This window comes from Bradyrhizobium sp. CCGB20 (assembly GCF_024199855.1).
Lineage (GTDB): Bacteria > Pseudomonadota > Alphaproteobacteria > Rhizobiales > Xanthobacteraceae > Bradyrhizobium.
Window position 1 is genome coordinate 3979356 of the sequence record NZ_JANADN010000001.1, and the last position, 25646, is coordinate 4005001.

At 65.4% G+C, this 25646-nt stretch carries 17 protein-coding genes and 1 pseudogene; 13 read left to right on the forward strand and 5 right to left on the reverse strand.

Annotation, left to right across the window (positions count from 1 at the left end; translation table 11 throughout):
- Positions 1–91: 91 nt before the first annotated feature.
- Positions 92–469 (forward strand): VOC family protein, encoded by a 378-nt coding sequence (locus NLM15_RS18215; RefSeq protein WP_254118445.1) that lies wholly within the window; start codon positions 92–94, stop codon positions 467–469.
- 4 nt (positions 470–473) lie between these two features.
- On the opposite strand, the gene NLM15_RS18220 is transcribed toward NLM15_RS18215, so the two are convergent.
- The gene (locus NLM15_RS18220) at positions 474–1079 is read right to left on the reverse strand and encodes a TIGR00730 family Rossman fold protein (RefSeq protein WP_254118446.1); all 606 of its coding nucleotides are present in this window, start codon (positions 1077–1079) and stop codon (positions 474–476) included.
- Between the two features lie 201 nt (positions 1080–1280).
- Here NLM15_RS18220 and NLM15_RS18225 point away from each other — a divergent pair, with 201 nt between their 5' ends.
- The 4 genes and pseudogenes from NLM15_RS18225 (at position 1281) to NLM15_RS18240 (ending at position 5836) form a co-directional block, all read left to right on the forward strand.
- Positions 1281–3239: an ABC transporter ATP-binding protein/permease gene (locus NLM15_RS18225; protein ID WP_254118447.1), complete on the forward strand. Its 1959-nt coding sequence runs from the start codon at positions 1281–1283 to the stop codon at positions 3237–3239.
- A gap of 66 nt (positions 3240–3305) precedes the next feature.
- A pseudogene (locus NLM15_RS18230) lies at positions 3306–4025 on the forward strand (phosphatidylserine decarboxylase); the annotation flags it as partial.
- Positions 4026–4110: 85 nt separating this feature from the next.
- Entirely contained in the window at positions 4111–4995 is an 885-nt protein-coding gene (locus tag NLM15_RS18235) for a phosphatidylcholine/phosphatidylserine synthase (RefSeq protein WP_254118449.1), read from the forward strand.
- A gap of 121 nt (positions 4996–5116) precedes the next feature.
- Entirely contained in the window at positions 5117–5836 is a 720-nt protein-coding gene (locus NLM15_RS18240; RefSeq protein ID WP_254118450.1) for an RraA family protein, read from the forward strand.
- 14 nt (positions 5837–5850) lie between these two features.
- Here the strand turns inward: NLM15_RS18240 and NLM15_RS18245 are convergent, their stop codons facing one another.
- Complete coding sequence (locus NLM15_RS18245) at positions 5851–6336, reverse strand: hypothetical protein (protein WP_254118451.1); 486 nt, start codon at positions 6334–6336, stop codon at positions 5851–5853.
- A gap of 160 nt (positions 6337–6496) precedes the next feature.
- Here NLM15_RS18245 and NLM15_RS18250 point away from each other — a divergent pair, with 160 nt between their 5' ends.
- From NLM15_RS18250 to NLM15_RS18280, 7 genes are all read left to right on the forward strand, one after another.
- Entirely contained in the window at positions 6497–7270 is a 774-nt protein-coding gene (locus NLM15_RS18250; RefSeq protein ID WP_014496127.1) for a motility protein A, read from the forward strand.
- Positions 7271–7294: 24 nt separating this feature from the next.
- Positions 7295–8125, forward strand: coding sequence for a flagellar motor protein MotB (locus tag NLM15_RS18255; RefSeq protein ID WP_071915125.1), 831 nt, complete (start codon positions 7295–7297; stop codon positions 8123–8125).
- A 179-nt stretch (positions 8126–8304) separates the two neighbouring features.
- On the forward strand, positions 8305–10203 hold the full coding sequence (locus NLM15_RS18260; RefSeq protein ID WP_254118452.1) for a potassium transporter Kup: 1899 nt from the start codon (positions 8305–8307) through the stop codon (positions 10201–10203).
- A gap of 139 nt (positions 10204–10342) precedes the next feature.
- A complete protein-coding gene (locus tag NLM15_RS18265; protein ID WP_254118453.1) occupies positions 10343–12271 on the forward strand; it encodes a potassium transporter Kup in 1929 nt (642 codons plus the stop codon).
- A 171-nt stretch (positions 12272–12442) separates the two neighbouring features.
- Positions 12443–12769, forward strand: a complete 327-nt coding sequence (locus tag NLM15_RS18270; protein ID WP_220007747.1) for a rhodanese-like domain-containing protein — start codon at positions 12443–12445, stop codon at positions 12767–12769.
- A gap of 7 nt (positions 12770–12776) precedes the next feature.
- Complete coding sequence (locus NLM15_RS18275; RefSeq protein ID WP_254118454.1) at positions 12777–13958, forward strand: aminotransferase; 1182 nt, start codon at positions 12777–12779, stop codon at positions 13956–13958.
- Positions 13959–13965: 7 nt separating this feature from the next.
- Positions 13966–15078 carry a polyamine ABC transporter substrate-binding protein gene (locus NLM15_RS18280; RefSeq protein WP_254118455.1) on the forward strand — a complete coding sequence of 371 codons (1113 nt, stop codon included), beginning with the start codon at positions 13966–13968 and terminating at the stop codon, positions 15076–15078.
- Between the two features lie 404 nt (positions 15079–15482).
- Here the strand turns inward: NLM15_RS18280 and NLM15_RS18285 are convergent, their stop codons facing one another.
- Positions 15483–21452, reverse strand: coding sequence for an autotransporter-associated beta strand repeat-containing protein (locus NLM15_RS18285; RefSeq protein WP_254118456.1), 5970 nt, complete (start codon positions 21450–21452; stop codon positions 15483–15485).
- A 175-nt stretch (positions 21453–21627) separates the two neighbouring features.
- Here NLM15_RS18285 and NLM15_RS18290 point away from each other — a divergent pair, with 175 nt between their 5' ends.
- Complete coding sequence (locus tag NLM15_RS18290; RefSeq protein WP_254118457.1) at positions 21628–23379, forward strand: winged helix-turn-helix domain-containing protein; 1752 nt, start codon at positions 21628–21630, stop codon at positions 23377–23379.
- A 6-nt stretch (positions 23380–23385) separates the two neighbouring features.
- Here NLM15_RS18290 and NLM15_RS18295 read toward each other — a convergent pair whose 3' ends face one another.
- Together NLM15_RS18295 and NLM15_RS18300 are read right to left on the reverse strand one after the other, a co-directional pair.
- A complete protein-coding gene (locus NLM15_RS18295; protein WP_254118458.1) occupies positions 23386–24318 on the reverse strand; it encodes a lipid A biosynthesis lauroyl acyltransferase in 933 nt (310 codons plus the stop codon).
- An 8-nt stretch (positions 24319–24326) separates the two neighbouring features.
- Complete coding sequence (locus NLM15_RS18300) at positions 24327–25604, reverse strand: beta-ketoacyl-ACP synthase (RefSeq protein WP_254118459.1); 1278 nt, start codon at positions 25602–25604, stop codon at positions 24327–24329.
- Positions 25605–25646: the final 42 nt, after the last annotated feature.

Genomic DNA, 25646 nt, shown 5'->3' on the forward strand with positions numbered 1-25646 from the left:
ATATCCGGGACGGTGTGACGGCACGGATAGCTCTTCCCGGATGTCGCTTCGCTCATCCGGGCTACGGGCGGTGGAGGGGGAGCGCGACCAAATGATCGACCACATCTCCGTCGGCGTCAGCGATCTCGATCGCGCCGCAAGATTCTACGAGGCCACGCTCGCCGCCCTCGGCCTCGCGCGCCTCGTCACGCGGCCGCGGACGGTCGGCTTCGGCAAGGCCTATCCGGAATTCTGGATCAATCTGCGCGAGGGTATGTCGCGCGTGGCACCGGAGAGCGGCGTCCACATCTGCCTGCGCGCGAAGACCACGGCCGAGATCGATGCGTTTCACGCCGCCGCGCTGTCCGCCGGCGGCGCTTCCGACGGCGCGCCGGGCATCCGCCCGCACGATCGCGTGCGCTATTACGCGGCCTTCGTGACTGATCCCGATGGCAACCGGATCGAGGCGGTGACGTTTCCTGCGGAGTAAGGCGCTAGAGCTTGCGCGCCACTTCCGGGGCGAGCTGCTTTTCAGATTCGGCGATCTGTGCTGCTGCGGTCTTCAGCTTCGGCAAAATCTCCTCGACGCGATCGGCCTTGAGGATGTCGACCGAAAGGCCGGCGCGGATGAACTCGGTCTGGCGCATATGCGACAGCAGCGAGAACAGCGGCTCCCAGAAATTGTCGAAGTTGGCGAGCAGCACCGGCTTGGCGTGACGGCCGAGCTGCTTCCAGGTCAGTTGTTCGACCAGCTCCTCGAGCGTGCCGACGCCGCCCGGCAGCGCCACGAAGGCGTCGGAGCGTTCGAACATCAGCCGCTTGCGCTCGTGCATGTCGGGGGTGACGATCATCTCCTGCACGCGCGTCAGCGCGTTCTCGCGCTTCCGAAGGAATTCGGGAATGATGCCGGTGACGGTACCGCCGTGATCAAGCACGGAGGTTGCGACCGAGCCCATCAGGCCGAGCGAGCCGCCGCCATAGACGAGGCGGATGTTGTTCTCGGCGAGCGCCTTGCCGAACGCCTTGGCGCCTTCGGTGAAGTGGGGATTGGTTCCGGGGCCGGAGCCGCAATAGACACAGACGGTTTTGATCGTGCTCATTGGTGCCATGATGCATTGCAGCGGAGGGCCGTCAAGCCCAATCGGTGATTCGAACCACCCGGAAATCTACCGGTAAATGGCCGCAAACAATCAAAGATTCGCCATCTGGCGGGGTGCGCTGGCATCGGGAAGGCTCTATATGACGGGCGAAAACGATTAATCGCAGCACGTCCCGCATCCGGCGGGCTTTCAGGCTTCTTGATGGACCAACCTCAATCGCTCGACGGCGCCGACGTTCCCGATACTCCCACCGGGGGAGCGCAGGCCGGGGCCACGCTGATGGGCACGCTGGCGCATCTGTGGCCTTATATCTGGCCCGGCGACCGCTTCGATCTGAAGATGCGGGTGGTCTGGTCGATGGTGCTGCTGCTCGCGGCCAAGTTGATCACGCTGACGGTGCCGTTCAGCTTCAAATGGGCCACCGACGCGCTGACCGGCGCCAACACCGCGCCGGTCGCGGCCGACAACTGGCACCTCTGGGTGATCGCCTCGCCGCTGCTGCTGACCGCAAGCTACGGCGTCATGCGCATCGTGATGGCGGTGCTGACGCAATGGCGTGACGGCATCTTCGCCCGCGTCGCCATGCATGCGGTGCGCAAGCTTGCCACCATCACCTTCGTCCACATGCACGAACTGTCGTTGCGCTTTCATCTGGAGCGCAAGACCGGCGGCCTGACGCGCGTGCTCGAGCGCGGCCGCGAGGGCATCGAGGTCATCGTGCGCATGGTGATCCTGCAGCTGATCCCGACCATCGTCGAGGTCACGCTGCTGATGGCCGTGCTGCTCTGGCAGTTCGACTGGCGCTACGTGGTCGCGACCCTGATCACGGTCACCGTCTACATGTACTACACCTACATCGCGACCGAGTGGCGGATCGGCATACGCCGCAAGATGAACGATTCCGACACCGAGGCGAACACGAAGGCGATCGACTCGCTGCTCAACTACGAGACCGTGAAGTATTTCAGCGCCGAGACGCGCGAGGCGCAGCGCTACGACAAGTCGGTCGCGCGCTACGAGGAGGCAAGCGTCCACACCTACACCTCGCTCGCCGTGCTCAACACCGGCCAGGCCGTGATCTTCACGCTGGGGCTGACCGCAACCATGCTGATGTGCGCGATCGGCGTGCGCAACGGCACCAACACGGTGGGCGACTTCGTGCTGGTCAACGCCATGATGATCCAGCTCTATCAGCCGCTGAATTTCATGGGCATGGTCTACCGCGAGATCAAGCAGGCGATCATCGACATCGAGAAGATGTTTGGCGTCATCGGCCGCGAGGCCGAGATCAAGGACGTCCCCGGCGCGCCGCCGCTGGCGGTCTCCGCCGGCACCGTGCGCTTCGAGGACGTGCGCTTTGCCTATGAGCCCGCGCGGCCCATCCTGAAAGGCATCAGCTTCGAGGTGCCGGCCGGCAAGACGGTCGCGATCGTCGGCCCTTCGGGCGCGGGCAAGTCGACGATGTCGCGGCTGCTGTTCCGTCTCTACGACGTCTCCGGCGGCAAGATCCTGATCGACGGTCAGAACATTCGCGAGGTCACGCAGGCCAGCTTGCGCGCCTCCATCGGCATGGTGCCGCAGGACACGGTGCTGTTCAACGACACCATCCGCTACAACATCCGCTACGGCCGCTGGGACGCGACCGATGCCGAGGTCGAGGAGGCGGCGCGGCTGGCGCAGATCGATCATTTCATCCGCATGGCGCCGATGGGCTACGAGACCCAGGTCGGCGAGCGCGGCTTGAAACTGTCTGGCGGCGAAAAGCAGCGCGTCGCGATCGCGCGCACCGTGCTCAAGGCGCCGCCGATCCTGGTGTTGGACGAGGCGACCTCGGCGCTCGACACCCACACCGAGCACGAGATCCAGGGCGCGCTCGACCGCGTGGCCAAGAACCGCACCTCGCTGGTGATCGCGCATCGGCTTTCCACCATCGTCGGCGCCGACGAGATCATCGTGCTGGACCAGGGCCGCATCTCCGAACGCGGCACCCACGCCAAACTGCTCGCGCAGGGCGGGCTCTATGCCAGCATGTGGAACAGGCAGCGCGAGGCCGAGGCGGCACGCGAGAAACTGGCCAGGATGGCCGACAGCAGCGAGGCGCCCAACCGGGAGCCGCCGCCGGTCGACGACGCCCTGACGACATCGGCGGCCGCGGAGTGACCTTGTCTCCGGTCCCAACTCTGGCCTAAACAACTCCACCGCACGGGGACGACCCGCGCGCCATCAACTCCTAGGCGGCAGATAGCGATGTCCATTCTCGATTCGATCCAGCGTCAGATTCCGCCGATCCACAAGGAGGGCTATCCCTTCATTGGCGGCTTTGCGCTGGCAAGCCTCATCCTGTTCTGGCTGTGGTCGCCTCTGGGATGGATCGGCACGATCCTGACCGTGTGGTGCGCGCTGTTCTTCCGCGACCCCGTACGCGTGACGCCGGTGCGCGAGGGGCTCGTGGTGTCACCGGCCGACGGCCGCGTCTCGATGATCACCATGGCGCTGCCGCCGGCCGAGCTCGGGCTCGGCGACCGGCCGCTGCCGCGTATCTCGGTGTTCATGAGCGTGTTCAACTGCCACGTGAACCGCAGCCCGATCGCGGGCAGGGTGGACCGCATCGCCTACCGGCCCGGCCTGTTCATCAACGCCGAGCTCGACAAGGCGAGCGAGGACAATGAGCGCAACTCGCTGGTGATCACGACGCCGACGGCGCGGATCGGCGTGGTCCAGATCGCGGGCCTCGTTGCCAAGCGCATCGTCTGCTTCGTCAAGGAAGGGCAGGCGATCGGGGCCGGCGAGCGTTTCGGCCTGATCCGCTTCGGTTCGCGGCTCGACGTCTATCTGCCTGTTGGCACCAAGGCGCTGGTGTCGGAAGGGCAGACCGCCATCGCGGGCGAGACGATTTTGGCCGATCTCGCCGGGGACGACCCGAGCCGCGCATACCGCGCCAATTAACCAAAAGCCGGTCCATGGGGGCCTTCCGCCGCAATGGCGGAGGGGAACGCGGCTTGCTATATCTCGGTCGAGGTAAGGACGAGCCATGCAGACGCCCTATGATTTGAGAGATCCCGACGTGCGCCGCCGGCGGTTCCGCCCGATCCCGGTTCGCATGCTGGTGCCCAACGTCATCACGCTGCTGGCGATCTGCGCCGGCTTGACGTCGATCCGGCTGTCGATCGAGGGGCGGATGTCGCTCGCGGTCTATGCCATCGTGTTCGCCGCCGCGCTCGACGGCATCGACGGCCGCGTCGCGCGCATTCTCAAGGGCCAGTCCAAGTTCGGCGCCGAGCTCGACAGCCTCGCCGACTTCGTCAATTTCGGCGTCGCGCCCGGCCTGATGCTGTATTTCTGGCAGCTGCACGAGCTCGGCAATGCGGGCTGGATCGCTGCCATGGTGTTCGCGATCTCCGGCGGTCTGCGCCTCGCGCGCTTCAACGCCACCATGGACGATCCCAACAAGCCGGCCTTCGCCGCCAATTTCTTCACCGGCGTGCCGGCGCCGGCCGGCGCGATCACCGTGCTGCTGCCGATCTATATCGCCTTTCTCGATCTCGGCCGGCTGCCCGCGGCGGTGACGGCGGCCTACACTCTGCTGATCGCCTTCCTGATGGTCTCGCGCCTGCCGGTGTTCTCCGGCAAGACGAAGCGCATGCGCGTGGCGCCCGAGCTGGTGCTGCCGGCGTTCGTCGCGGTGATCGTCTTCATCGCGATCCTGATCGCCTATCCCTGGCACGTGCTCTCGATCGGCACGGTGCTGTATCTCCTCGCTCTGCCGCTCGGCTACAAATCCTATCGCGACCAGGCGCGCGCGATGGGAGCCACCGTGCCGTCGGGAGGCGAGGTCCCGTCGCCGCCTTCGGCGCCGACGCTGGCAAATCTGTCGGAGCCGCCACAGGACGACGACCGGCCCGGACGGCTGCACTGAACGTGATCGGCGGATATCTGCCATGAAGGCGTCCGAGTTGGGTTGAGGCCCGATCTCGGCTATATCGCCCTGTGCCGGCGGCACCGCGCCAACAGCGGCCGCCAATCTGGGAGAGAACGCCGTGACGAATACCGCGACCGGGCCGCTGCCCGCTTCCGTCCTCGAAGCGCTGGGCCGCTACGACACCCCGACGATCTGCAATGCCATGGAGATCGTGGCGCCCGAGCGCCGCCTGATCGGCTACACCACCAAGCAACTGGTCTGCCCGTTCCCCGATTTGCCGCCGATCGTCGGCTATGCCCGGACCGTCGCGATCCGCTCGGTGCTGAAATCCTCGCTGCCGGCGGAAGAGCAGTCGAAGCGCCGCATCGAATATTACGAGTATGTCGGCACCGGCCATGGTCCGCGCATCTCGGTGATCCAGGACATCGACGGTCCCGATGTCGGCTATGGCGCGTTCTGGGGCGAGGTGCAGAGCAACGTGCACAAGGCGCTCGGCTGCCTCGGCGTCATCACCGACGGCTCGATCCGCGACATCCCGCAATGGGCACCGGGCTTCCAGGCGCTGGCCGGCTCGATCGGCCCATCGCATGCCTGGGTGCATGCGGAGAGCTTCGGCGGCGAGGTGCGCGTTGCCGGCATGACCGTGAAGTCCGACGACCTGATCCATGCCGACCAGCACGGCGCCATCGTGATCCCGCACGACATCGCCGCGAAACTGCCCGAGGCTGCCGAGCTCTGCGGCCGCCGCGAGACGCCGATCCTGGAGATCGCGCGCAGCCCCGACTTCTCGCTGGAGAAACTGAAAGCCGCGCTGAAGCGCTCGGCCGAGATCCACTAGCGGGATCGAGCAACCTAGGGCTTTGACGCCGGCCGCGGGCCGCCTTGTTCCAGGAACAGGGCGGCCTGATCCGGCTCGCCGAAAACCGCGGCTGCACACCCGATCAGGGTGAAGCCGCCGGCGACATCCCAGAGGGTGATGTCGTCCGCACTATCAGCGACGTGAATCAGGCGCGCCGCAATCACGGCGAAGCCGGCCTCGACAAACAGCAGCACGCTGAACGCCGGCAGGACGAGTTCCGGCTCCAGCAGGTGGAGCGCCAGCACCGCCGGCAGCGCGGTGAGAAGACTGAACAGCGTCAACATTGCAAAACGGCTCCCGCGATGGCGCATGCCGTGTGGCCATAGAATATCCCAGGCTTTCTCGCCGCGGATGTGGCGCAGGGCCGCAGCCGAACGGCGCACCATGGAGATGAATGGCAAGACGGTCACGAAGCTCTCGTCCTCGCCCGCCGCAATTATGGTTAGCAAAGTGTTGAGATTCCTGCCGGCGGCCGGCAAAGCCGGCGTCCTTTCAGCGCGCTACGCCAGTCTGGCGCGCCGGCTCAACTTAACCTTTACGCGGCTTTAAGGGCGGCGCTCTAGGGTTTCCGATGCGGTTCGGGGTTGGGCCGCGCCAGCGGCCAGGACGGCCGTTGTTGCGTTCGCGTTGGAGTGTCCCATGGATATCATGACGAGCGTCGGGCTCATTGCGGGCATCATCGTCATTACGGCGATGATCTTCATGGGCGGCGACCTCCACATGTTCATCTCCGAACATGCCATGATCATCATCTTCGGCGGCTCGATCTCCGCCACCATGATCCGCTTTCCGCTCTCAGCGCTCCTGCACGGCCTTCCACTCGGCGCCAAGTTCGCTTTCACCATGAGCCGCCTGTCGGCGCACGACCTCGTCGACGAGCTCGCCCGTATCGCCGAAATCGCCCGCAAGCAGGGCCCGGTCGGCCTCGAAAAGGTCGAGACCGACGAGCCGTTCCTGGCCAAGGGCATCCGCTACGTCGCCGACGGTTACGACCTCGATTTCATCCGCGACAATCTCGAGCGCGACCGCGACAACTTCCTCATGCACCTCGACGAAGGCAGCAAGATCTACCGCGCCATCGGCGACTGCGCCCCGGCGTTCGGCATGATCGGCACGCTGATCGGCATGGTGCAGATGTTCGCCAACATGACCGATCCGTCCAAGCTCGGCCCGTTCATGGCGACCGCGCTGCTCGCCACCCTCTACGGCGCGCTCGTCGCGAACCTGTTCTGCCTTCCGATCGCCGACAAGCTGCACGGCAAGCTGCTCGACGAGGAAACCAACCGCACGCTGATCATCGACGGCATCCTGATGATCCGCGACTCCAAGAGCCCGACGCTCGTGCGCGAAATGCTGCTGGCCTATTTGCCGGAGAAGCATCGTCACGCCGAGGGCGAGCCGGTGCCGGCGTAAGGCCGCCCGCCGGGATTTTGAGAGATGGCCAAGAAGAAGCGCGGCGATGCTCACGGTGGCGGTCACGGCTGGTTCGTGACCTTCGCCGACCTGATGGGCCTGATGATGAGCTTCTTCGTGATGCTCGTCGCATTCTCGACGCAGGACGCCAACAAGCTGAAGATCGTCGCCGGCTCCATGCGCGACGCCTTCGGCGTGCAGAGCGAAGCGCGTTACGCCGGTATCGTCGAGTCCGATGGTCTGCCGACCCGTCCGCGGCTGAAGAACGTCGACCACATCCAGCCCGAGGATGCCTCCAACACGCCGACACCGGACCAGGAGGACCGCGACCGCACATCGGGCGCGAAGATCAAGGTCGATCGCAATTTCGCGCTCGCCGCAGCCTCGCTGCGCCAGGCGTTGCAGGACATGCCGGAACTGACCGAAATGTCCAAGCACATCATGTTCGAGGAGACCAAGCAGGGCCTCAATCTCGAGATCGTCGACCAGGACGGCCGCTCGATGTTCGCCGACGGCTCGAAGGTGCCCTATGATCGCACCCGCCGCCTGATCGAGAAGCTCGCCATCCCGCTCAAGGCCACGCCGCTTCGCGTCTCCATCGCCGGCCATACCGCAGCCGGATTCGTGCCGACCCGCAGCGACTACGGCGCCTTCGACCTGTCGGCCGACCGCGCCAATGCCGTGCGCCAGATCCTCGAACGCGAGGGCTTGCCGGCCTCGCACATCTTCGCCGTCGCCGGCAAGGCGGACACCCAGCCGCTATTTCCGGATGATCCCTCGCTCGCGGCCAACCGTCGGGTGACGATCACGCTGATGCGCGAGGATCCGCCGCTGCCGCCGAATTTGAAGCCGTAGGGCAATAGGCACTTGCGCTACCATCTTACCTGAGGCATGTCGTCGCGCTGTGACCGCAGTTGCTGCGCCGTCACAGCATCTGTCCCGGCGCCTGCTATGGTGACGTGCCGATTGACAGGCGCGCCGGAAACGTCAAAAGGCGCCGGATCAATTCTCGGGAAGAAGCGTTTCTAGTCTCCATGACGGCGAGCATCACATCGACCGAAGCTCAGGACGGGCCGGTCACCTCGGGTTTCTGGGGCCTGACGCTCGGAAGCATCGGCGTTGTCTTCGGCGATATTGGCACCTCGCCGCTCTACGCATTCCACGAGGCGGTCAGGGGCGCGGCCCATGGCGAGCCGGTCTCGCGGGTCATGGTGCTCGGCGTGCTCTCGCTGATCCTGTGGGCGCTCTTCATCGTCGTCACCGCCAAATACGTTCTGCTGCTGCTGCGCGCCGACAACAACGGGGAGGGCGGCACGCTCTCGCTGATGGCGCTCGGCCAGCGCGCGCTCGGGCGTCGAAGCTGGTTCCTGATGGCGCTCGGCGTGGTCGGCGCCTCCATGTTCATCGGCGATTCCATGATCACGCCGGCGATCTCGGTGCTGTCCGCGGTCGAGGGCCTTAAGCTCGCCACGCCCGCGTTCGAGCACTATGTTGTGCCGCTCACCGTCATCATCCTGGCGCTGCTGTTCGCGGTGCAGAGCAAGGGGACGGCGCTGGTGGCCTCGGCCTTCGGGCCGGTGATGGTGGTCTGGTTCACCGTTCTTGCGGTGATGGGCGCCGTGCATATCGCCGATGATCCGTCGGTGCTTGCAGCGATCAATCCCTATTACGCGCTGCAATTCCTGCTGTCGCACGGCACGATCGGTCTGGTGACGCTGGGCGCCGTGTTCCTGGCGGTCACCGGCGGCGAGGCGCTCTATGCCGATCTCGGCCATTTCGGCCGCAAGCCGATCCAGTCGGCCTGGATGTTCTTCGTGCTGCCCGCGCTCCTGATCAACTATTTCGGGCAGGGTGCGCTGGTGCTGTCCGATCCCAGCGCGATCGAGCATTCGTTCTATCGCATGGTGCCTGAGAGTCTGGTGCTGCCGCTGGTTGGACTTGCGACCGCGGCGACCGTGATCGCGAGCCAGGCCGTGATCACCGGCGCCTATTCGCTGGTCTATCAGGCGGTGCAGCTTGGCCTCCTGCCGCGCTTCGAGGTGCGCTACACCTCCGAGACCCATGCCGGCCAGATTTATCTGCCCCGCGTGAACCGGCTGCTGCTGATCGGCGTGATGCTGCTGGTGCTGCTGTTCCACACCCCCAGCAATCTGGCTTCGGCCTACGGCATCGCGGTCTCCACCACCATGGTCGCCGACGGCGTCATGGGCTTCGTCGTGATCTGGAAGTTGTGGAACTGGCGGGCCGCGACGGCTGCCGCGGTGATCGTGCCGTTCGTCGTCGTCGACATAAGCTTCTTCAGCGCCAATCTCCTGAAACTGCTCGAGGGCGCCTGGGTGCCGCTGCTGTTCGGCGTCGCCATGGCCGGGACGATCTGGACCTGGCGGCGGGGCTCGGGAATCCTGATCCAGAAGACGCGCCGCATCGAGGTGCCGCTCGACGATCTGATCCGGAGCCTGGAGAAGCGCCCGCCGCACATCGTCAAGGGCACCGCGGTGTTCCTGACCAGCGATCCCGCCTTCGTGCCGACCGCGCTGCTGCACAATCTCAAGCACAACAAGGTGCTGCACGAGCACAACGTGATCCTGACCATCGAGACCGCGCATACGCCGCGGGTCGACCTGTCCGAACGGTTCAGGATGGAGAAGATCAGCGAGAAGTTCTCAAAAGTGCGGCTGCGCTTCGGCTACATGGAGCAGCCCAACGTGCCCAAGGCGCTCGCCATCGCGCGCAAGCAGGGCTGGCAGTTCGACATCATGTCGACCTCGTTCTTCGTGTCGCGCAGGTCGCTCAAGGCCTCGGCCCAGTCGGGCATGCCGCTGTGGCAGGACCATCTCTTCATCGCGCTGAGCCGGTCCGCCAATGACGCCACCGACTATTTCCAGATTCCCACCGGGCGGGTGGTTGAAGTCGGAACCCAGGTGACTATTTGAACGCAACTGGCTAACCCATGCGAATTTCGCATGGCAAGGGCCCGAAATCGGGCTAGGCTATGCCGGCAGCGCAGGACTATAAGCCGCGCGCTCTTCCGCCGTTGTGCAGTGAAGCATTTAGAGGCCACTGGGCTCTCCCATGACAAGTGACGTAGCGATTTCCGCCCCGGAAACGGCGGCGGCCAATGGGCATGGCGATGCCCACACCACCGCCCGTTTCGGTGCCCTGACGCTCGGCAGCATCGGCGTCGTCTACGGCGATATCGGCACCAGCCCGCTCTACGCGTTCCGCGAGGCGGTGATGGCCGCCTCGGGCGCCGAGGGGTTGCCGACGCCGGCGGCCGTGCTTGGCGTGCTCTCGCTGATCCTGTGGGCGCTCATTGTCGTGGTGACGCTCAAATACGTCGTGATCCTGCTCCGCGCCGACAACAATGGCGAGGGCGGAACCCTGGCGCTGATGGCATTGGCCCAGCGCGCGGTCGGTACCGGCGGGGCGACCATCGTCCTGCTCGGCATCATCTCAGGCGCGCTGTTCTACGGCGATGCCGTGATCACGCCGGCACTCTCGGTGCTGTCGGCGATCGAAGGCATGAAGGACGTCACCCTGCGGTTCGAGCCCTACATCGTGCCGCTGACCGTGATCATTCTGGTCGGCCTGTTCGCCGTGCAGTCGCGCGGCACCGCCCGCGTCGCCGCGTTCTTCGGCCCCATCATGTGCGTCTGGTTCGCGGTGATCGCGGTGGCGGCGATCCATCCGATCATCGAGCAGCCGCAGGTGCTGTTCGCGCTGAACCCGCTCTATGCCGTGTCCTTCATGTTCCACCACGGCATTATCGGCTTCGTGACGCTGGGCGCGGTGTTCCTGGCAGTCACCGGCGCCGAGGCGCTCTATGCCGACCTCGGCCATTTCGGCAAGCGGCCGATCCAGACCGCCTGGCTGTTCATCGTGCTGCCGTCGCTGGCGCTGAACTATCTGGGGCAGGGCGCGCTCGTCCTCGGCGATCCCGGTGCGATCGTGAGCCCGTTCTTCCAGCTTTTCCCGCAAGGTTTTTTCCGCGGCTGCATGGTCGTTCTCGCCACCGCCGCCACCGTGATCGCGAGCCAGGCCGTCATCACCGGCGCCTATTCGCTGACGCGCCAGGCGATCCAGCTCGGCCTGCTGCCGCGCTTCGAAATTCGCCATACGTCCGAAGCCCATTCCGGCCAGATCTTCATCCCGCGCATCAACCAGCTGCTGCTGGTCGCGGTGGTGCTGCTGGTGCTCCTGTTCCGCTCCTCCAGCGCGCTGGCGTCGGCCTATGGCATCTCGGTCACCGGGACCATGGTGGTTACGGCGATGATGGGTTTCGTCGTGATCTGGAGGGTCTGGAAGTGGTCGCCGTTCGCGGCCGCCGCCCTGATCGTGCCGTTCCTGTGCCTCGATCTGACCTTCCTCGCCGCGAACCTGCTGAAGGTGTTCGAGGGCGGCTGGGTGCCGCTGGCGCTCGGCGCGCTCATGATCATCCTGATGTACACGTGGCGGCGCGGCAGCCGGCTGCTGTTCGAGAAGTCGCGCAAGCTCGAGTTCCCGCTCGCCGACCTCGTGGCGATGCTGGAGAAGCGGCCACCGCAGCGCGTGCCCGGCACCGCTGTCTTCCTGACCTCGGACCCGCTCAGCGCGCCGACCGCGCTGATGCACAGTCTGAAACACTACAAAGTGCTGCATGAGAAGAACGTCATTCTCACCATCGAGACCGCGCAGACCCCACGCATCGATCCGGCCGAGCGCGTCAGGCTGGAGCAGATCTCACCGACCTTCTCCAAGGTGACACTGAAGTTCGGCTTCATGGAATCGCCCAACGTGCCGAAGGCGCTGGCGATCGCCCGCAAGCTCGGCTGGCAGTTCGACATCATGTCGACCTCGTTCTTCCTGTCGCGCAGGGCGCTCAAGCCCGCCGCCCATTCCGGCATGCCGCGCTGGCAGGACCGGCTGTTCATCTCGCTCAGCCGCTCCGCCAACGACGCCACCGACTATTTCCAGATCCCCTCTGGCCGCGTGGTCGAGGTCGGCACCCAGGTGACGATCTAGGCCGGCCATCCCGGCCTAGGATTCAAAGCACACTTCAAGTCGCTGCGATTTAGCTTTAACTTGCGCGAGGCAGCTCAAGCCTTTGTAGCGCTTGATTTTTGGTGCCTGAGAGGCGAGGTTGCCGCCCGCCGGGATCGCCCCGGCAGGCTGCTCGCGACGTTGGAGGATGATGTGGCACATCAAGTACAGGATCTGACCCCGGACGAGGTCTCCAAGGGCGTCGCGGAAGGGCGTTATCTGCTCGTCGACGTGCGCGAGCCGAACGAGGTCGAGGCCGAGGCTTACCCTTACGGCGTCGTGGTGCCGCTCTCGACCTTCGATCCCAAGGCGATCCCCGATCCCGCCGGCAAGGAGGTCGTGTTCGCCTGCCGCTCGGGCAAGCGCTCGGTGACGGCCTCGCTCGCGGCGCAGGCGGCGGGCCTGCCTTACGACAAGCATCTGGCCGGCGGCATGCTCGGCTGGAAGGCGGCGGGTCTTCCCAGCAAGGTCGGTGGCTGACCGCGCGATGACGACCAAGAGCTCCTCGCTGAACAACGTCTTCGCCGACCTTCCCGTCACCATCTTCGAGGCGATGTCGCAGGCCGCGCGCGACAATGCCGCCATCAATCTCGGCCAGGGCTTTCCCGACGATCCGGGCCCGGAGGACATCCGCCGCGCCGCGGCCGACGCCTCGCTGAACGGCTACAACCAGTATCCGTCGATGATGGGCCTGCCGGAGCTGCGCCAGGCGATCGCGACCCATTACGGCCACTGGCACGGCCTCAAGCTCGATCCGATGAGCGAGGTGATGGTGACCTCCGGCGGCACCGAGGCACTGACCTCGGCGATCCTCGCGGTGGTCCAGCCCGGCGACGAGGTGGTCTGCTTCCAGCCGGTCTATGATTCTTACTTGCCGATCATCCGGCAGGCCGGCGGCATTCCGCGCCTCGTCCGCCTCGAGCCGCCGCACTGGCGGCTGAATGAGGACATGCTGAAAAGCGTCTTCAATTCAAAGACCAAGGCGGTGCTCTTCAACAATCCCCTGAATCCGTCCGCGGTGGTCTATCCGCGCGAAGACCTCGAACTGCTGGCGCGCTACTGCCAGGAGTTCGACGTCATCGCGATCTGCGACGAGGTCTGGGAGCACGTCACCTTCGACGAGCACAAGCACATCCCGCTGATCACCATCCCCGGCATGCGCGACCGCACCATCAAGGTCGGCTCGGCCGGCAAGATCTTCTCGCTGACGGGCTGGAAGATCGGCTTCGTCTGCGCCGCGCCGCCGCTGCTGCGTGTCGCCGCCAAGGTGCACCAGTTCCTGACCTTCACCACTGCGCCGAACCTGCAGGCCGCCGTCGCCTACGGCCTCGGCAAGTCCGACGACTACTTCCTGTCGATGCGCAAGGACCTGACGCGGAGCAGGGACCGCCTGACCAAGGGCCTCGAAAGCCTCGGCTTCCCCGTGCTGAAGTCGCAAGGCACCTACTTCCTCACCGTCGACCTGTCGCCGCTTGGCCTCAACGAAAGCGACACCGAGTTCTGCTGGCGCATCGTGAAGGACTACAAGGTCGCGGCGATCCCGGTCTCGGCCTTCTACGAGCAGGACCCGGTGACCTCCGTGGTGCGCTTCTGCTTCGCCAAGAAGGACGAGACCCTCGACACCGCGCTGGAGCGGCTGTCGGACGCGGTGCGCGGGCGCAAGAGGTAGATCTGAGATGACGAACGTCAGCCGCGCCTCGCTTCGCCTTGGTGTTGCACTCGCCGCGATGCTGACGTTGCTCTCCGCCCCCGCCGGGGCCGAGGAGCGGGTCGTCAACTTCTACAACTGGTCCAACTACATGGCCCCGGATGTCCTGGAGGCCTTCACCAAGGAGACCGGCATCAAGGTGGTCTACGACACCTTCGACGCCAACGAGACGCTGGAGACGCGCCTGATGGCCGGCAAGTCCGGCTACGACGTTGTGGTGCCGACAGCGTACTTCCTCCAGCGCCAGATCAAGGCCAATATCTTCCAGAAGCTCGACAAGGCGAAGCTGCCCAATCTGGCCAATGCCTGGCCGGTGGTGACGCAGCGCCTCGGCATCTACGATCCGGGCAACGTCTACGCCGCCAACTACATGTGGGGCACGACGGGCATCGGCTACAACGTCGCCAAGGTGAAGGCGATCCTCGGGCCAGATGCCAAGATCGACAGCTGGGACATCGTCTTCAAGCCGGAGAACCTCGCAAAATTCAAAGACTGCGGCGTGCACATGCTCGACTCCGCCGACGACATCTTTCCGGCGGCGCTGAGCTATCTCGGGCTCGATCCGAACTCGACCAAGCAGGCAGACCTCGAGAAGGCCGCTGACACCGTGGCGAAGGTTCGTCCGTCGGTGCGCAAGTTTCACTCGTCCGAATATCTGAGCGCGCTCGCGACCGGCGAGATCTGCTTCGTGGTCGGCTGGTCCGGCGACATCATGCAGGCGCGCGCCCGCGCGGCGGAAGCCAAGAGCGGCGTCGAGATCGGCTACACCATCCCGAAGGAGGGGGCGCAGATGTTCTTCGACAATCTCGCGATCCCGGCGGACGCCAAGAACGTCAAGGAAGCCTACGAGCTGATCAACTATCTCTACCGTCCGGACGTTGCCGCCAAGAATTCGGACTTCCTGTCCTACGCCAACGGCAACCTCGCCAGCCAGAAGCTGGTCGACCCAAAGATCCTTGATGACAAGAACATCTATCCGGACGAGGCGACGCTCGCAAAACTGTTCGTCATCACGGCGCGCGAGCCGGCCACCCAGCGCATCATCAACCGGCTCTGGACCAAGGTGAAGACGGGAAGGTGAGGGGCCGCGATCGCGCCTCGGATCACCCCCGCGACTCATTTTCTGCAAAACGACCCCATGCACAGTAGAAAAGTGACCGGCGTCGGGATGGCGGTGGCGGGGTCTAAGTCGCGATGCGGTTTGGTTGAATCGCTCCGGCGGCGCAAAAACGTTTGAAGCACTTAGCGCGCCGCGAAAAGTGAACCCTCAGGACAGTTGGACGAGGCTGAATTTCCGTCAGGTTCAGGTCCTTTGACTCGTCGGGCAAAACACTGGCAGAACGGCATCGTCGCCATCGGGTCCAATGCCGCTCTCGATGCGAAGCGTGCGTCAGGAGCGCAAGCCGCTTCCTAACCCTCGCTGTCATGCTCGCCCGGTCGAGCCGGGCGATGACAGCTGACTATGACGAAAGCGCGCTCCGGGCCTTACCACTCATAGCGCACCGTGCCCTTGCCCGTGTACGTCTGCGTGCTGCGGGAGAACTCACCCTCGACGGTACCTGCGAGCGAGAAGCCGTTCCGCCATTTCATCTCGGCGCGGCCGCCGACCAGCGCGGAGTCGGCCGCCGGTTGCGCGCCGCTGACGGTGAAGGCGGCGCCGGGCAGTGTCTGGAAGGCGGCGTTCACGAAACGGTTGGTGTTGGTGTCGTGCGCCCAGGCGAGCCGGCCGCGCAGGGTGAGAAGGCCGTCGCTGACGAAGAAGCGCTGGTCGGTGCGGGCGCCGAGCTCGGAGCGGACATTGGAGGTGTCCTGCGCGCTGTAGGACAACGCGAACTGGTTGCTGCCGACGAGGGCGGTCTCGCCGTAGCCGGGGAGGTGGAAGGAAGTGGCCTGCACCGCCGCGTAGGGCGTCACGCCGAAGGCGGGGGCGGGCACGAAGCGCCAGCCGGTTTCCAGGCGGCCGGCGAAGGTGCTCGCCTTGAAGTTCGCGGTGAGCTTGTCTGTGCCTGATACCGTCACGGTGCGATCGGTGGTGACGTCCTGCCAGCCATAGGCAAGCGCCGCCGACACGTAAGCGGGGCCAAAATTGTGACGTGCATAGAGGCCGGCCTGGAAGACATCGGCGCGGCCGCTGCCGAGCGCATCCGCAACGGAGAAGTTGAAGCCGGCGCCGCCGAGAGCGAAGCCGAGCAGCGTATCTGGCGAGAGGCGATAATCCGCGCCGACAGCGGTGCCGTAGATGCGGCTGGTGGTGGAGCTCGAACCGGCCGCGGCGTTGCCGTTCAGCGTGCTGGCGCCGCCATAGCCTGAGGCCCACACACCCCAGCGCCGGTCGATGACGTCGCTGCTGGCATCAACCGGTGTCACCGCGGCGTAGGCCTCGCGCACCCTGGCGTCGCTCTCGCCGGTGGCGGCATAGCCGAGCACGCCACCATCCGCAGCGTCCGTGCCGCGCCCGCCATCCGTGCCGCCATTGAAGGGCTCGAGCATGTCCATGAACTGCTGCATGGCATTGAACCCGGCCTGCGTGCTGGCGGCGCCGGGCTGGCCCGAGACCTCGCTCAGCGCGCGGTTCAACTGCGCGCCGCTCATGTTGAGCAACGTATCGAAGCCGGCGGGCGGTGTCGCACCGCTGTTGACCGCATTGTTGATGCCGCCGGCAACGTTGGTTTGGTTGCCGCTCGTGCCCGGCGGCAACATGATCGTGCCGGGATCCAGCACGAGATAGACGTTGTTGAGGTCGTAGGTAAGACGCGGATTGCGGGCAGGGCTGAACGTGCCGGCAATGCTCAGCCCGGCGAACTGCGTTCCGCCGAAGCCGCCGGCCGCATTGAGGAGCGTGAAGGTCTGGCCGCGGAAGCTGCCGGGGATGGCGACCGCCTGTACCGTGGCCCCGGCGAGCGTCGCGGTGCCCGTGACGTTGGTGCGGTCGGCCCCGTTCGTGGAGACCTCGACCGTGTACGAGCTGCCGGCACTGAAGGTGAGGTTGCCGCTGACGGTGAGGGTGCCCACGGAATTGCCGGGCGCCAGCGCGCCGCCGCTCGCAATCGCCGTGTTGCCGACAATGCCGGTGCCGCCGAGAAAACCGCCCGCGTTCACGGTCACGCCGCTCGATGCCGTGATATCGCCGTTCACCGCCAGCGTACCGCCGTCGACCGTCGTTGCGCCGGTATAGGTGTTGACGCCCGACAGGGTCAGCCTGCCGGTGCCGACCTTTACTAGCGAGGCACCGGTGTAACCGCCGGATCCGCCGTCGGTGAGCACGCCGGTGACGGTGGTCGACAGATTGTTGCTGCCGACTGTCAGCTCCTTGCCGCCGAGCTGGAAGGTCCCGCTGCCGGCGAGCGAGCCGGCGGTGAGCCTGTTGTCGCCGTTCGGGCCTGTTGTCATCGAGAGATCGAAGACCGCGCCGGGCGCGGCGTTGACGAGCTGCGCATTGCCGGGCGTCGAGTTTCCGTCGAACAGCACGTTGCCGCTGTTGACGATGGCGGCACTGCCAGCCGTGGTATTGGTATCGAAGCTTAGCTGGCTGTTGTTGATGATGGTGGCGCTTCCGGCCGTGGAGGCACTGGTAAACCGCATCTGACCGTTGTTCGTGATGGTCGCACTGCCGGCGGTGCCGCTGTTGCGGAATTCGATCGTGCCGCTGGCATTGTTGGTGATGGTCGCGTTACCGGCCGTGGGGACGTCGCCGAAATTGCCGCCCCAGAAACTCATCTGACCGCTATTGATGACCGTAGCGTTGGCCAGAGTGCTGCTGTTGACGATCTCGAGCGTGCCCGCGGCGGCGTTGGTGATGCGTGCGCTGCCGGCGCTGGAGTCGCCCCAGAAATTCAGGCTGTGATTGTTGGCGATCGTGGCGGTTCCAGCCGTCGAACTGTAATAGAAGTAGATCCGGTCGTTATTGGTGATCGTCGCGTTGCCGGCCGAGCTGCTGTCTTCCAGAAAGAGGCCCTGGTTATTGGTGATGGTGGCGTTGCCGAGCGTAGCGCTGTTCCAGGTGATGAGGCCGCCGTTATTGACAATGGTGGCGTTGCCGGCCGTGCTCGTATCCCGGAAATAGAGGTTAGCGATGTCGACGTTGATCGTGGCGCTGCCGGCCGTGCTCGTGTCGTAGAAGTTGACGTAGCTATAGTAACTGCCGTTGACGGTGAGTGTTGCGTTGCCGGCCGAGCTGGTGTTTCTGAAATTCGTCAGGCCAGTCGTGGTGATCTGAGCATTGGCTGCCGTGGCGACGTCCTTGAATTCGAGCGTGCCTGCATTGGTGATGGCCGCACTGCCGGCCGAGGCCGAATTGTTGAAGTTCAGATTGGCGCTGTTGGATATGTTGGCGCCGCTGGCTGTGCTTGAACCATTGAAGGCCAGGGTGGCCCCGGAAGTGTTGTTGATCGTCGCGGTGCCGGCCGAACTGGTGTCGTTGAAGTTCGTCGTACCCAGATTGTCGATCAGAGCGCTGCCGGCCGATGCGCTGTGCCAGAAATAGAGATTGGAGTTGTTGGTGATCGCGGCGCTGCCTGCGTTGCTCGAATTATTGAACGTCAGGTTGCCGTCGTTGGTGATGGTGGCGGTACCGCCGGTGCTCGTGTCATGGAAATTCAACTGGCCGGTATTGGCGACGTTGGCGTTGCCGGCGTTGGAGCTGTTGCGAAAGTTTGTGAGCCCGCCGTTCGCGAGGTTGGTGATGCCGCTCGTGTCGGCGTTGACGACCTCGAATGTGGCCCCACTGTTGACGGTCACAGTACCCAGAATGGAGCCGGTCGCACCACCACTGCCGATCTGGAGCGTGCCGCCCGACACCGTCGTGCCGCCGCTATAGGTGTTCTGTCCGGTCAGGATGAGCGTGCCGGCGCCAGCCTTGGTGAGCGATTTGCCGTCCCAGCCTGTCGCGGGGTTCGCCGCCTGATCCGTCAGTGCCGCCCCCACCGTGAAACTGTCGCTGGCGTTGGTCAGCGTGAAGGTACCATGGGCGAGGGAGTTGCCTGCCGTCCAGCTCAGGCCGTAGCTGGCGAGGTATTGCAGGCTGTCGGCCGACTTGCGGACGGACATCGTGAGGTAATCCACCGTTCCGCTGAAACCGCCAATGGTGACGTTGGCGAAGTCGCCGCTGATGCCCGATCGTGTGTCGATCAGCACCTTGTCGAGCTGGCTCGCATCGTTGATGCCGCTGACGTTGAAGGCAACGCCGTTGCCGATCGTGACGCCGTCGGCGGACAGCGCCGGGCTGTTCGTGCCCGCGACGATGGAGAGTGCGGTGTTGTTGCCGAAGGTCACCGTCTGCGCGACGTTCAGGGTCGCCGGCGCCTGGATCGCCAGCGTGCCGCCTGTTACGTTGATGTTGCCGGCCAGATTGGTGCTGCCGCTTGCGCTGCCGTCGCCGAACTGCAGCCGGCCGCCGGAGACGATCGTGTCGCCGCTATAGGTGTTCGTGCCGGTCAGGATCGTGGTACCCGAACCGACCTGCTGCACGGAACCGCTGCCGGAAATATTGACGGCCAGGGTGAGCGTGTTGCTGCGGTTGAAGGCGAGCACGCCGTCGTTGGCGACATCGCCGACGATCGAGCCGGTCGTCCCGCCATTGCCGATCTGCAAGGTGCCGGCCGCGATCGTGGTGCCGCCCGTGTAGCTGTTACTGCCGGTCAGGATCGTGGTGCCCGAACCGACCTGCCGCAGGGAACCGCTGCCTGAGATATCGCCGGGCAGGGTGACCGCGTCGCTGCGGTCGATGGTGAGAACGCCGTCGTTGACGACATTGCCGGCGATCGAGCCGGTCGTCCCGCCATTGCCGATCTGCAAGGTGCCGGCCGCGACCGTGGTGGTGCCCGTGTAGCTGTTGTTTCCTGTCAGGATCGTGGTGTTCGAGCCGAGTTTCTGCACGGCGCCGCTGCCGGAAATCTCGCCGGCGAAGGTGATCGTGTCGCTGCGGTTGAAGGCGAGCACGCTGTCGTTGACGACATTGCCGACGATCCAGCCGGTCGTCCCGCCATTGCCGACCTGCAGGGTGCCGGCCGCGATCGTGGTACCGCCGCCATAGGTGTTGGTGCCTGACAGCACCAGCGTTCCAGCGCCCAGCTTGGTGAGGCCGCCGGCGCCGCCGAGCGACTGGCTCACCGTGAACGTGTTGGCGGAATCGGCGATGTCGAAGCCGCCGCCCCCCGCGCCCCAATTGATGGCGCGCGCGGTCGAATGGAAAGACGTTCCAGTGATCTGCAACGTGCCGCCGTTGAAGGTCAGCGCGCCGGCTGCATCGCCGAGATTGGCGTCGCCGCTGACGCTCAGTGTGCCGCCGTTGATCGTCGTGCCGCCGGTATAGGTGTTGGTTCCTGCCAGTGCCAGCACGCCGGTCCCGACCTTGACCAGCGAGCCGCCGGTGCCGCCGGCAGAACCGCCATCTGCGATCACGCCGGTGACCGTGGTCGACAGGTTGTTGGAGCCGACGGTCAACTCGTTGGAGCCGAGGAAATACTGGCCAGCACCGGCAATCGAGCCGGCGCTGAGCTTGTGGTCGTTGTTCACGCCAGCGCTTGGCGAGAAATCGACGATGCCGTCGTTGGTGATAGCGGCGTTATCGGCCGTACTGGTGTTGCTGAAATTCACGACAGCGCCGGCGCTGTTGGTGATGCTGGCACTTCCGGCCTTGCTGGCGTCGCTGAAGTACAGCTGGCTGTTATTGGTTATGGATGCATTGCCGGCAGTGCTGCCCTCGGAGAAGTACAGGTTGCCGGAGTTGGCGATGGTGGAACCTCCGTCGGCCCGACTGCTGGCTTTGAAGTACAGGTCGGCGCCCGCGCTGTTGGTGATGGAGGATCCGTTGCCGGCGCGGGCCGTGTTGCGGAATTCCAGATAGGAATTGTTGGTAAGGCCGGTGCCGTAGCCGGCAAAGCTGGTCTCCTGGTACGCCATGGCGTGGTTGTTGATGATGGTCGTGCCGCCGCTGAAACTGTTGCCGTTGAACGACAGGATGTAGTTGTTGGTGATAGTGCCCTGGCCCGCCGCGCTCATGCCCCAGAAGGTCAGGAAATTGTTATTGATGATGGTGCCCTGGCTGACGCTGGAGTTGTAGAAATTCAAGGCGCCGCTGTTATTGATGGTGGAGCTGCCTCCCCAGAGGGCCATGCCGCCGTCGGTGAAGCTTAGCCCACTCCCGTTGGGGATGTTGAAGGTATAGGACGAAGCACCTACGTTGAAATACCACTTGCCGACGGAGACGGCGGTCGCCAACGTCAGGTTCGTCTGGCTCGATGTGCCGAAATACGCAGTGCCTGTCGGCACCGAGCCGGTGCTCCAGTTGCTGCCGGTGTTGTAGATATTCGACCCCGGTGAGGTGAGCCATGTCGCATCCTGCGCGCGGGCGGAGCCGGCCGGCAGGGTCCAGGCCAAGGCCAGTGCCGACGACGACAGCAGCGCGGCCCGCAGGTGGCGGGTCGCCCCGAAACAATCTTTCCCCGTCCTCACCATTTCCCCCAGTCCGCGCGGTCGCGAGTCCGCGTCCCGATTCATCGCATTGGGTCCGGGCTGGCGTCCTGATAAGGGGGGCAGGAGCTTTCTGAAGATTTCTGATATTTCCGTTTCAGGCCCGCTTTTCGGTCAATCTCGACAAACTTCACCTATATGAGCGGCCGGGAGAGACGTTTTGGGGGACAAGTTGCTTCGCTTCGCCGGTTTCGAGCTGGATCAGCAGCGCGCAGAGCTGCGTGGGGCCGATGGCGTTGCGATCAAGCTCCGGCCCAAGACCTTCGAGATGCTGCGCGTGTTCGCGACCAGCGGCGGCCGGGTCCTGACCAAGCAGAAGCTGATGGAGGCGGTCTGGCCGAACGTCCATGTCGGCGAGGACAGCCTTTTTCAATGCATCCGGGAGCTTCGCACCGCGCTCGGCGACGAACGGCGGCAGCTCATCAAGCTCGCCTCGGGCGGCGGCTATTCGCTGACGGCGGAGGTTCTGGCCGAGCCGGTTTCCATCCCCGCCGAGGTCGAGCAGCTTCCCTTGGCCGGGCTGGTGCAAAGCGCCCCAGTGCTGCCAGCCGAAGCTGCGGCTGCACCTGCGGCGCCGGGGCGTTTCATCCTGGGATTACCCCGGCGTGCTGAGGTCGTTGCCGCGACGGGGCTCTGCGCCATCATCCTCGCAATTGCGGCGGCCGTGCCGGTGTGGAAGCCGGAGCTGCTGTCCAGGCGGGCGCCGCCGCGCGTCGCCGTGATGCCGATCGTTGACGCCAGCAACGACCCGCGCGGCGCGATGATGGCGGCGGAGGTCACCGGCCGTCTCACGGACGGTTTTGCGAAGATCCAGAACATCAGCGTCGTGGCGCCGCGCCCGTCGGCGGTGGCGGGTGCCGACAAGGCCAGTGCGTCCGTGACGTCACCGGACTACGAAGTTCGCGGCGAGCTGCAGCAAAACGATCAGTCCTGGACGCTGCGCGCGCGCATCATCAAGGCGGGCACCGGCGAGGTTCAGTCGGTCGTTGCCGCATCTGTCGACGCGGACGAAGCGGACGCGCAGCTGCAACAGTCGCGTCTCGTCGCCGGGGTCGGTCATGTGCTGGCGCGGCGCCTCAACGACGTGCTGGAGTCGAACGCGCCGTCCGCACGCGCGCGCGGGGCGTCGGCCGGAGGCGACAAAGTCGCGATCGAGCAGGCCATCGCGTCGATCAACCAGACCACGCGCGAGCGCTTCGGCATGGCACAGAGCATGCTGCAAAAGGCGCTCGCTGACGAGCCCGACAATCTCGACATCGCCGTTGCGCTGTCTTCGCTGCAACTGCGCGGCATCCAGATGGCCTGGTTCAGCCCCGATGAGGCTGTCGCGGTCGAGGCCAAGGCCAATGCGACGCTCCAGCAGGCATTGCGGTCGAAGCCGAATTCGATCCCGGTGCTCGAGGCCTATTGCCGTTTCCTCAGCGCGACCAATCATTTCGTCGAAAGTCTCGTCACCTGCGCCAAGGCGCTGAGCTTCGATCCGTGGAACGGACCTGCGCTCTATCTGATCGGCCTCGGGCAGATCCATCTCGGCCGCTTCGACGACGCGCTCGCGACGTTCCGCCAGGCCGATCGCTACGACACGCCGCCGTCCTCCCGCTGGACCTGGCTGCTTGGCGCGGGCTGGGCGACGCTCTTGAAGGGGCAGGGCGAGGAGGCGCTGCCCTGGTTGCAGCGTTCGATCGCGATCACGTCGGCGTCCGGCCGTTCGCACATGCTGCTTGCGGCGGCCCTTTATAGGGTAGGCCGGAAGGAGGAGGCCAAGGCGGCGATCGAGGAGGGCCTAAGGCTGCGGCCCGGTACGACCAGGCTCAACGTCTCGCCGCCGAAGGGGAATACGAGTCCGGCGTTTCTCGAGGCGTCCGCTCGCGTCGTCCAGTCCATGGTGGATGCAGGTCTGCCGGAGCAGTGAAGGCGGCTACCGCCACCTGCGATGCAGCCACAGCCACTGCTCGGGATGCTCGCGCACCCAGCCTTCCACGACGCTGGTGATCGCCTGGGTCGTGCCCTGGATGTCGATCTTGCCGTCGGCATCGCGCACCGGCGGGATCTCTTCGGTCAGCTCGGCGGCGAAGCGGCCGCCGGGCTTGCGGATGACGCGGACGCCATGGATCGGGCATTCGACCTGGCGCAGCAGGCGCGCCAGCATCGGGTTGGCGCGGGTCTTGCGGCCGAAGAAGGTGACCTCGACGCCGCCGGTCAGGTACTGGTCGATCAGCATGGCGACGTGCTTGCCGTCCTTCAGCGCCTGCGCGAGCCGCAAGGGCGCGTCGCGGCCGGCAGGGATCAGCGTGCCCATGTTGACCTGGCGCATCTCCTGGATGATGCGGTCGGCCGAGGCGATGTTCGGCCGTCGGTACAGGATCGCGGCGTCGAGCCCGTGCGCGACGGCGGCGAGCGCCGGCAGCTCCCAGTTGGCGAGATGCGAGGCGAAGATCAGTGCCGGCTTGCCGTCGTCGCGGATCTGGTCGAACAGCTCGATGCTGCGCTTGGGCAGTTCGATCTTGCTCTTCTCCGGATGCTCGCGGTCGTAATCCCAGACATGGTCCATATGGGCGAATTCGGCGCCGACGCGGCCGAGATTGTCCCACACGCCCATCAGGATCCGTTCGATCTCTTCCGACGACTTCTCGGGAAAGGCGGCGGCGAGGTTGGCGCGGCCGATGCGGTGCTCGCGCAGCCGCGGCCCGATCAGCTTGACGACGCGCGCGAAAAAATCCGAGGTCTTGGCCGGATCGAAATGGCGCGTGGTGCGCAGCATACCGACGGTGGCGGCGCCGATGAGGCCGCCGCCGATCGATTTGGCTGCATTGCGGGCGCGGATCTTCGTGCCGAGAGAAATCAGCGCCATGCGTCCGGTCAGGCCGGTTCGCGGGTCAGGATCAGCGAGGCGTTCTGGCCGCCGAAGCCGAACGAGTTCGACATCACCGCGGTGACGCGGGCATCGCGCGCCTTGTTGCCGACGACGTCGAACAGGATCGTGGGATCCGGATTGTCGTAGTTGATCGTCGGCGGAATGCGCTGATGCTCGAGGGTGAGCAGGGAGAAGATCGCCTCGACCGCGCCTGCGGCCGAGATGGTGTGGCCGACCATCGACTTGTTGGAGGTCACCGGGATCTTCTGCGCGAGCTCGCCGAACACGGCCGACGTCGTGTTGAACTCCATCTTGTCGTTTTCGGGCGTCGCGGTGCCGTGCGCGTTGATGTGGTCGATCTGGTCCGGCGTCATGCCCGCATCGGCCAGCGTCTTGTTCATGCAGCCGATGATCGGCTTGCCGTCGGGCGAGGAACGGGTGCGGTGGAAGGAATCGGTGAGCTCGCCGCAGCCGGCGATCACGCCGAGGATTTTCGCGCCGCGCGCGGTTGCCGCTTCATAGCTTTCGAGCACGAGCGCGCCGGCGCCCTCGGCCATGACAAAGCCGTCGCGGTTCTTGGAGAAGGGGCGGGAGGCCGCCTGGGGCGGATCGTTCTGGGTCGACAGCGCCGACAGCAGCGAGAAGCGCACCAGCGCTTCCGGATTCACGGTGCCGTCGGTGGCCACGCACAGCGCGGCATCGGTCTCGCCGCGGCGGATCGCCTCGACGCCGAGCTGGATCGAGGTCGCGCCCGAGGCGCAGGCCGTCGACAGCGAGATCGGCGAGCCCTTGGTGCCGAAGGTCTCGGCGAGGTGTGCGGCGACCGAGCCGAACATGAAGCGGTGATGATAGGCGCTGTACTTGCCGCCGCCGGAGATGCGCAGCAGATCGTCATAGGTGAAATCCTGCGCGCCGACGGCGCGGCCGAGCTCACGGCGCTGCGGCCACTCGACTTCGACCGGTGCAACCGCAAGGAAGAGCGGGCCGGGGAAATCGGCCTTGGCGCCGATGCCGGCCTGCTCGAGCGCTTCCTCGGTCACCAGCTCGGCCATCCGCTCGGACAGGCCGGTGGAGGAGAACGGATCGACGCTGACGAAATCGACCGTGCCGGCCATCGTCGTCTTCAGGCCGTCGACCGGAAAGCGCGTGATGGTGCGGATGCCGGATTCGCCGGCGACGAGCTTCGCCCAATTGTCGGCCTTGCCGCTACCGAGCGAGGTCATGATGCCCATGCCGGTGACGACGACGACGGGACGCCCGAATTTGTCGCGTGGTGCAGTCATGTCGATCCCCCGATAGCGCTACAGCATCATCCGGCTCAAGCG

What these genes read in the sequence shown, in the direction of transcription:
- NLM15_RS18215 (WP_254118445.1), top strand. Translation starts at nt 92, where the DNA reads ATGATCGACCACATCTCCGTCGGCGTCAGCGATCTCGATCGCGCCGCA.
- NLM15_RS18220 (WP_254118446.1), bottom strand. Translation starts at nt 1,079, where the DNA reads ATGAGCACGATCAAAACCGTCTGTGTCTATTGCGGCTCCGGCCCCGGA.
- NLM15_RS18225 (WP_254118447.1), top strand. Translation starts at nt 1,281, where the DNA reads ATGGACCAACCTCAATCGCTCGACGGCGCCGACGTTCCCGATACTCCC.
- NLM15_RS18235 (WP_254118449.1), top strand. Translation starts at nt 4,111, where the DNA reads ATGCAGACGCCCTATGATTTGAGAGATCCCGACGTGCGCCGCCGGCGG.
- NLM15_RS18250 (WP_014496127.1), top strand. Translation starts at nt 6,497, where the DNA reads ATGGATATCATGACGAGCGTCGGGCTCATTGCGGGCATCATCGTCATT.
- NLM15_RS18255 (WP_071915125.1), top strand. Translation starts at nt 7,295, where the DNA reads ATGGCCAAGAAGAAGCGCGGCGATGCTCACGGTGGCGGTCACGGCTGG.
- NLM15_RS18260 (WP_254118452.1), top strand. Translation starts at nt 8,305, where the DNA reads ATGACGGCGAGCATCACATCGACCGAAGCTCAGGACGGGCCGGTCACC.
- NLM15_RS18265 (WP_254118453.1), top strand. Translation starts at nt 10,343, where the DNA reads ATGACAAGTGACGTAGCGATTTCCGCCCCGGAAACGGCGGCGGCCAAT.
- NLM15_RS18275 (WP_254118454.1), top strand. Translation starts at nt 12,777, where the DNA reads ATGACGACCAAGAGCTCCTCGCTGAACAACGTCTTCGCCGACCTTCCC.
- NLM15_RS18280 (WP_254118455.1), top strand. Translation starts at nt 13,966, where the DNA reads ATGACGAACGTCAGCCGCGCCTCGCTTCGCCTTGGTGTTGCACTCGCC.
- NLM15_RS18285 (WP_254118456.1), bottom strand. Translation starts at nt 21,452, where the DNA reads ATGGTGAGGACGGGGAAAGATTGTTTCGGGGCGACCCGCCACCTGCGG.
- NLM15_RS18295 (WP_254118458.1), bottom strand. Translation starts at nt 24,318, where the DNA reads ATGGCGCTGATTTCTCTCGGCACGAAGATCCGCGCCCGCAATGCAGCC.
- NLM15_RS18300 (WP_254118459.1), bottom strand. Translation starts at nt 25,604, where the DNA reads ATGACTGCACCACGCGACAAATTCGGGCGTCCCGTCGTCGTCGTCACC.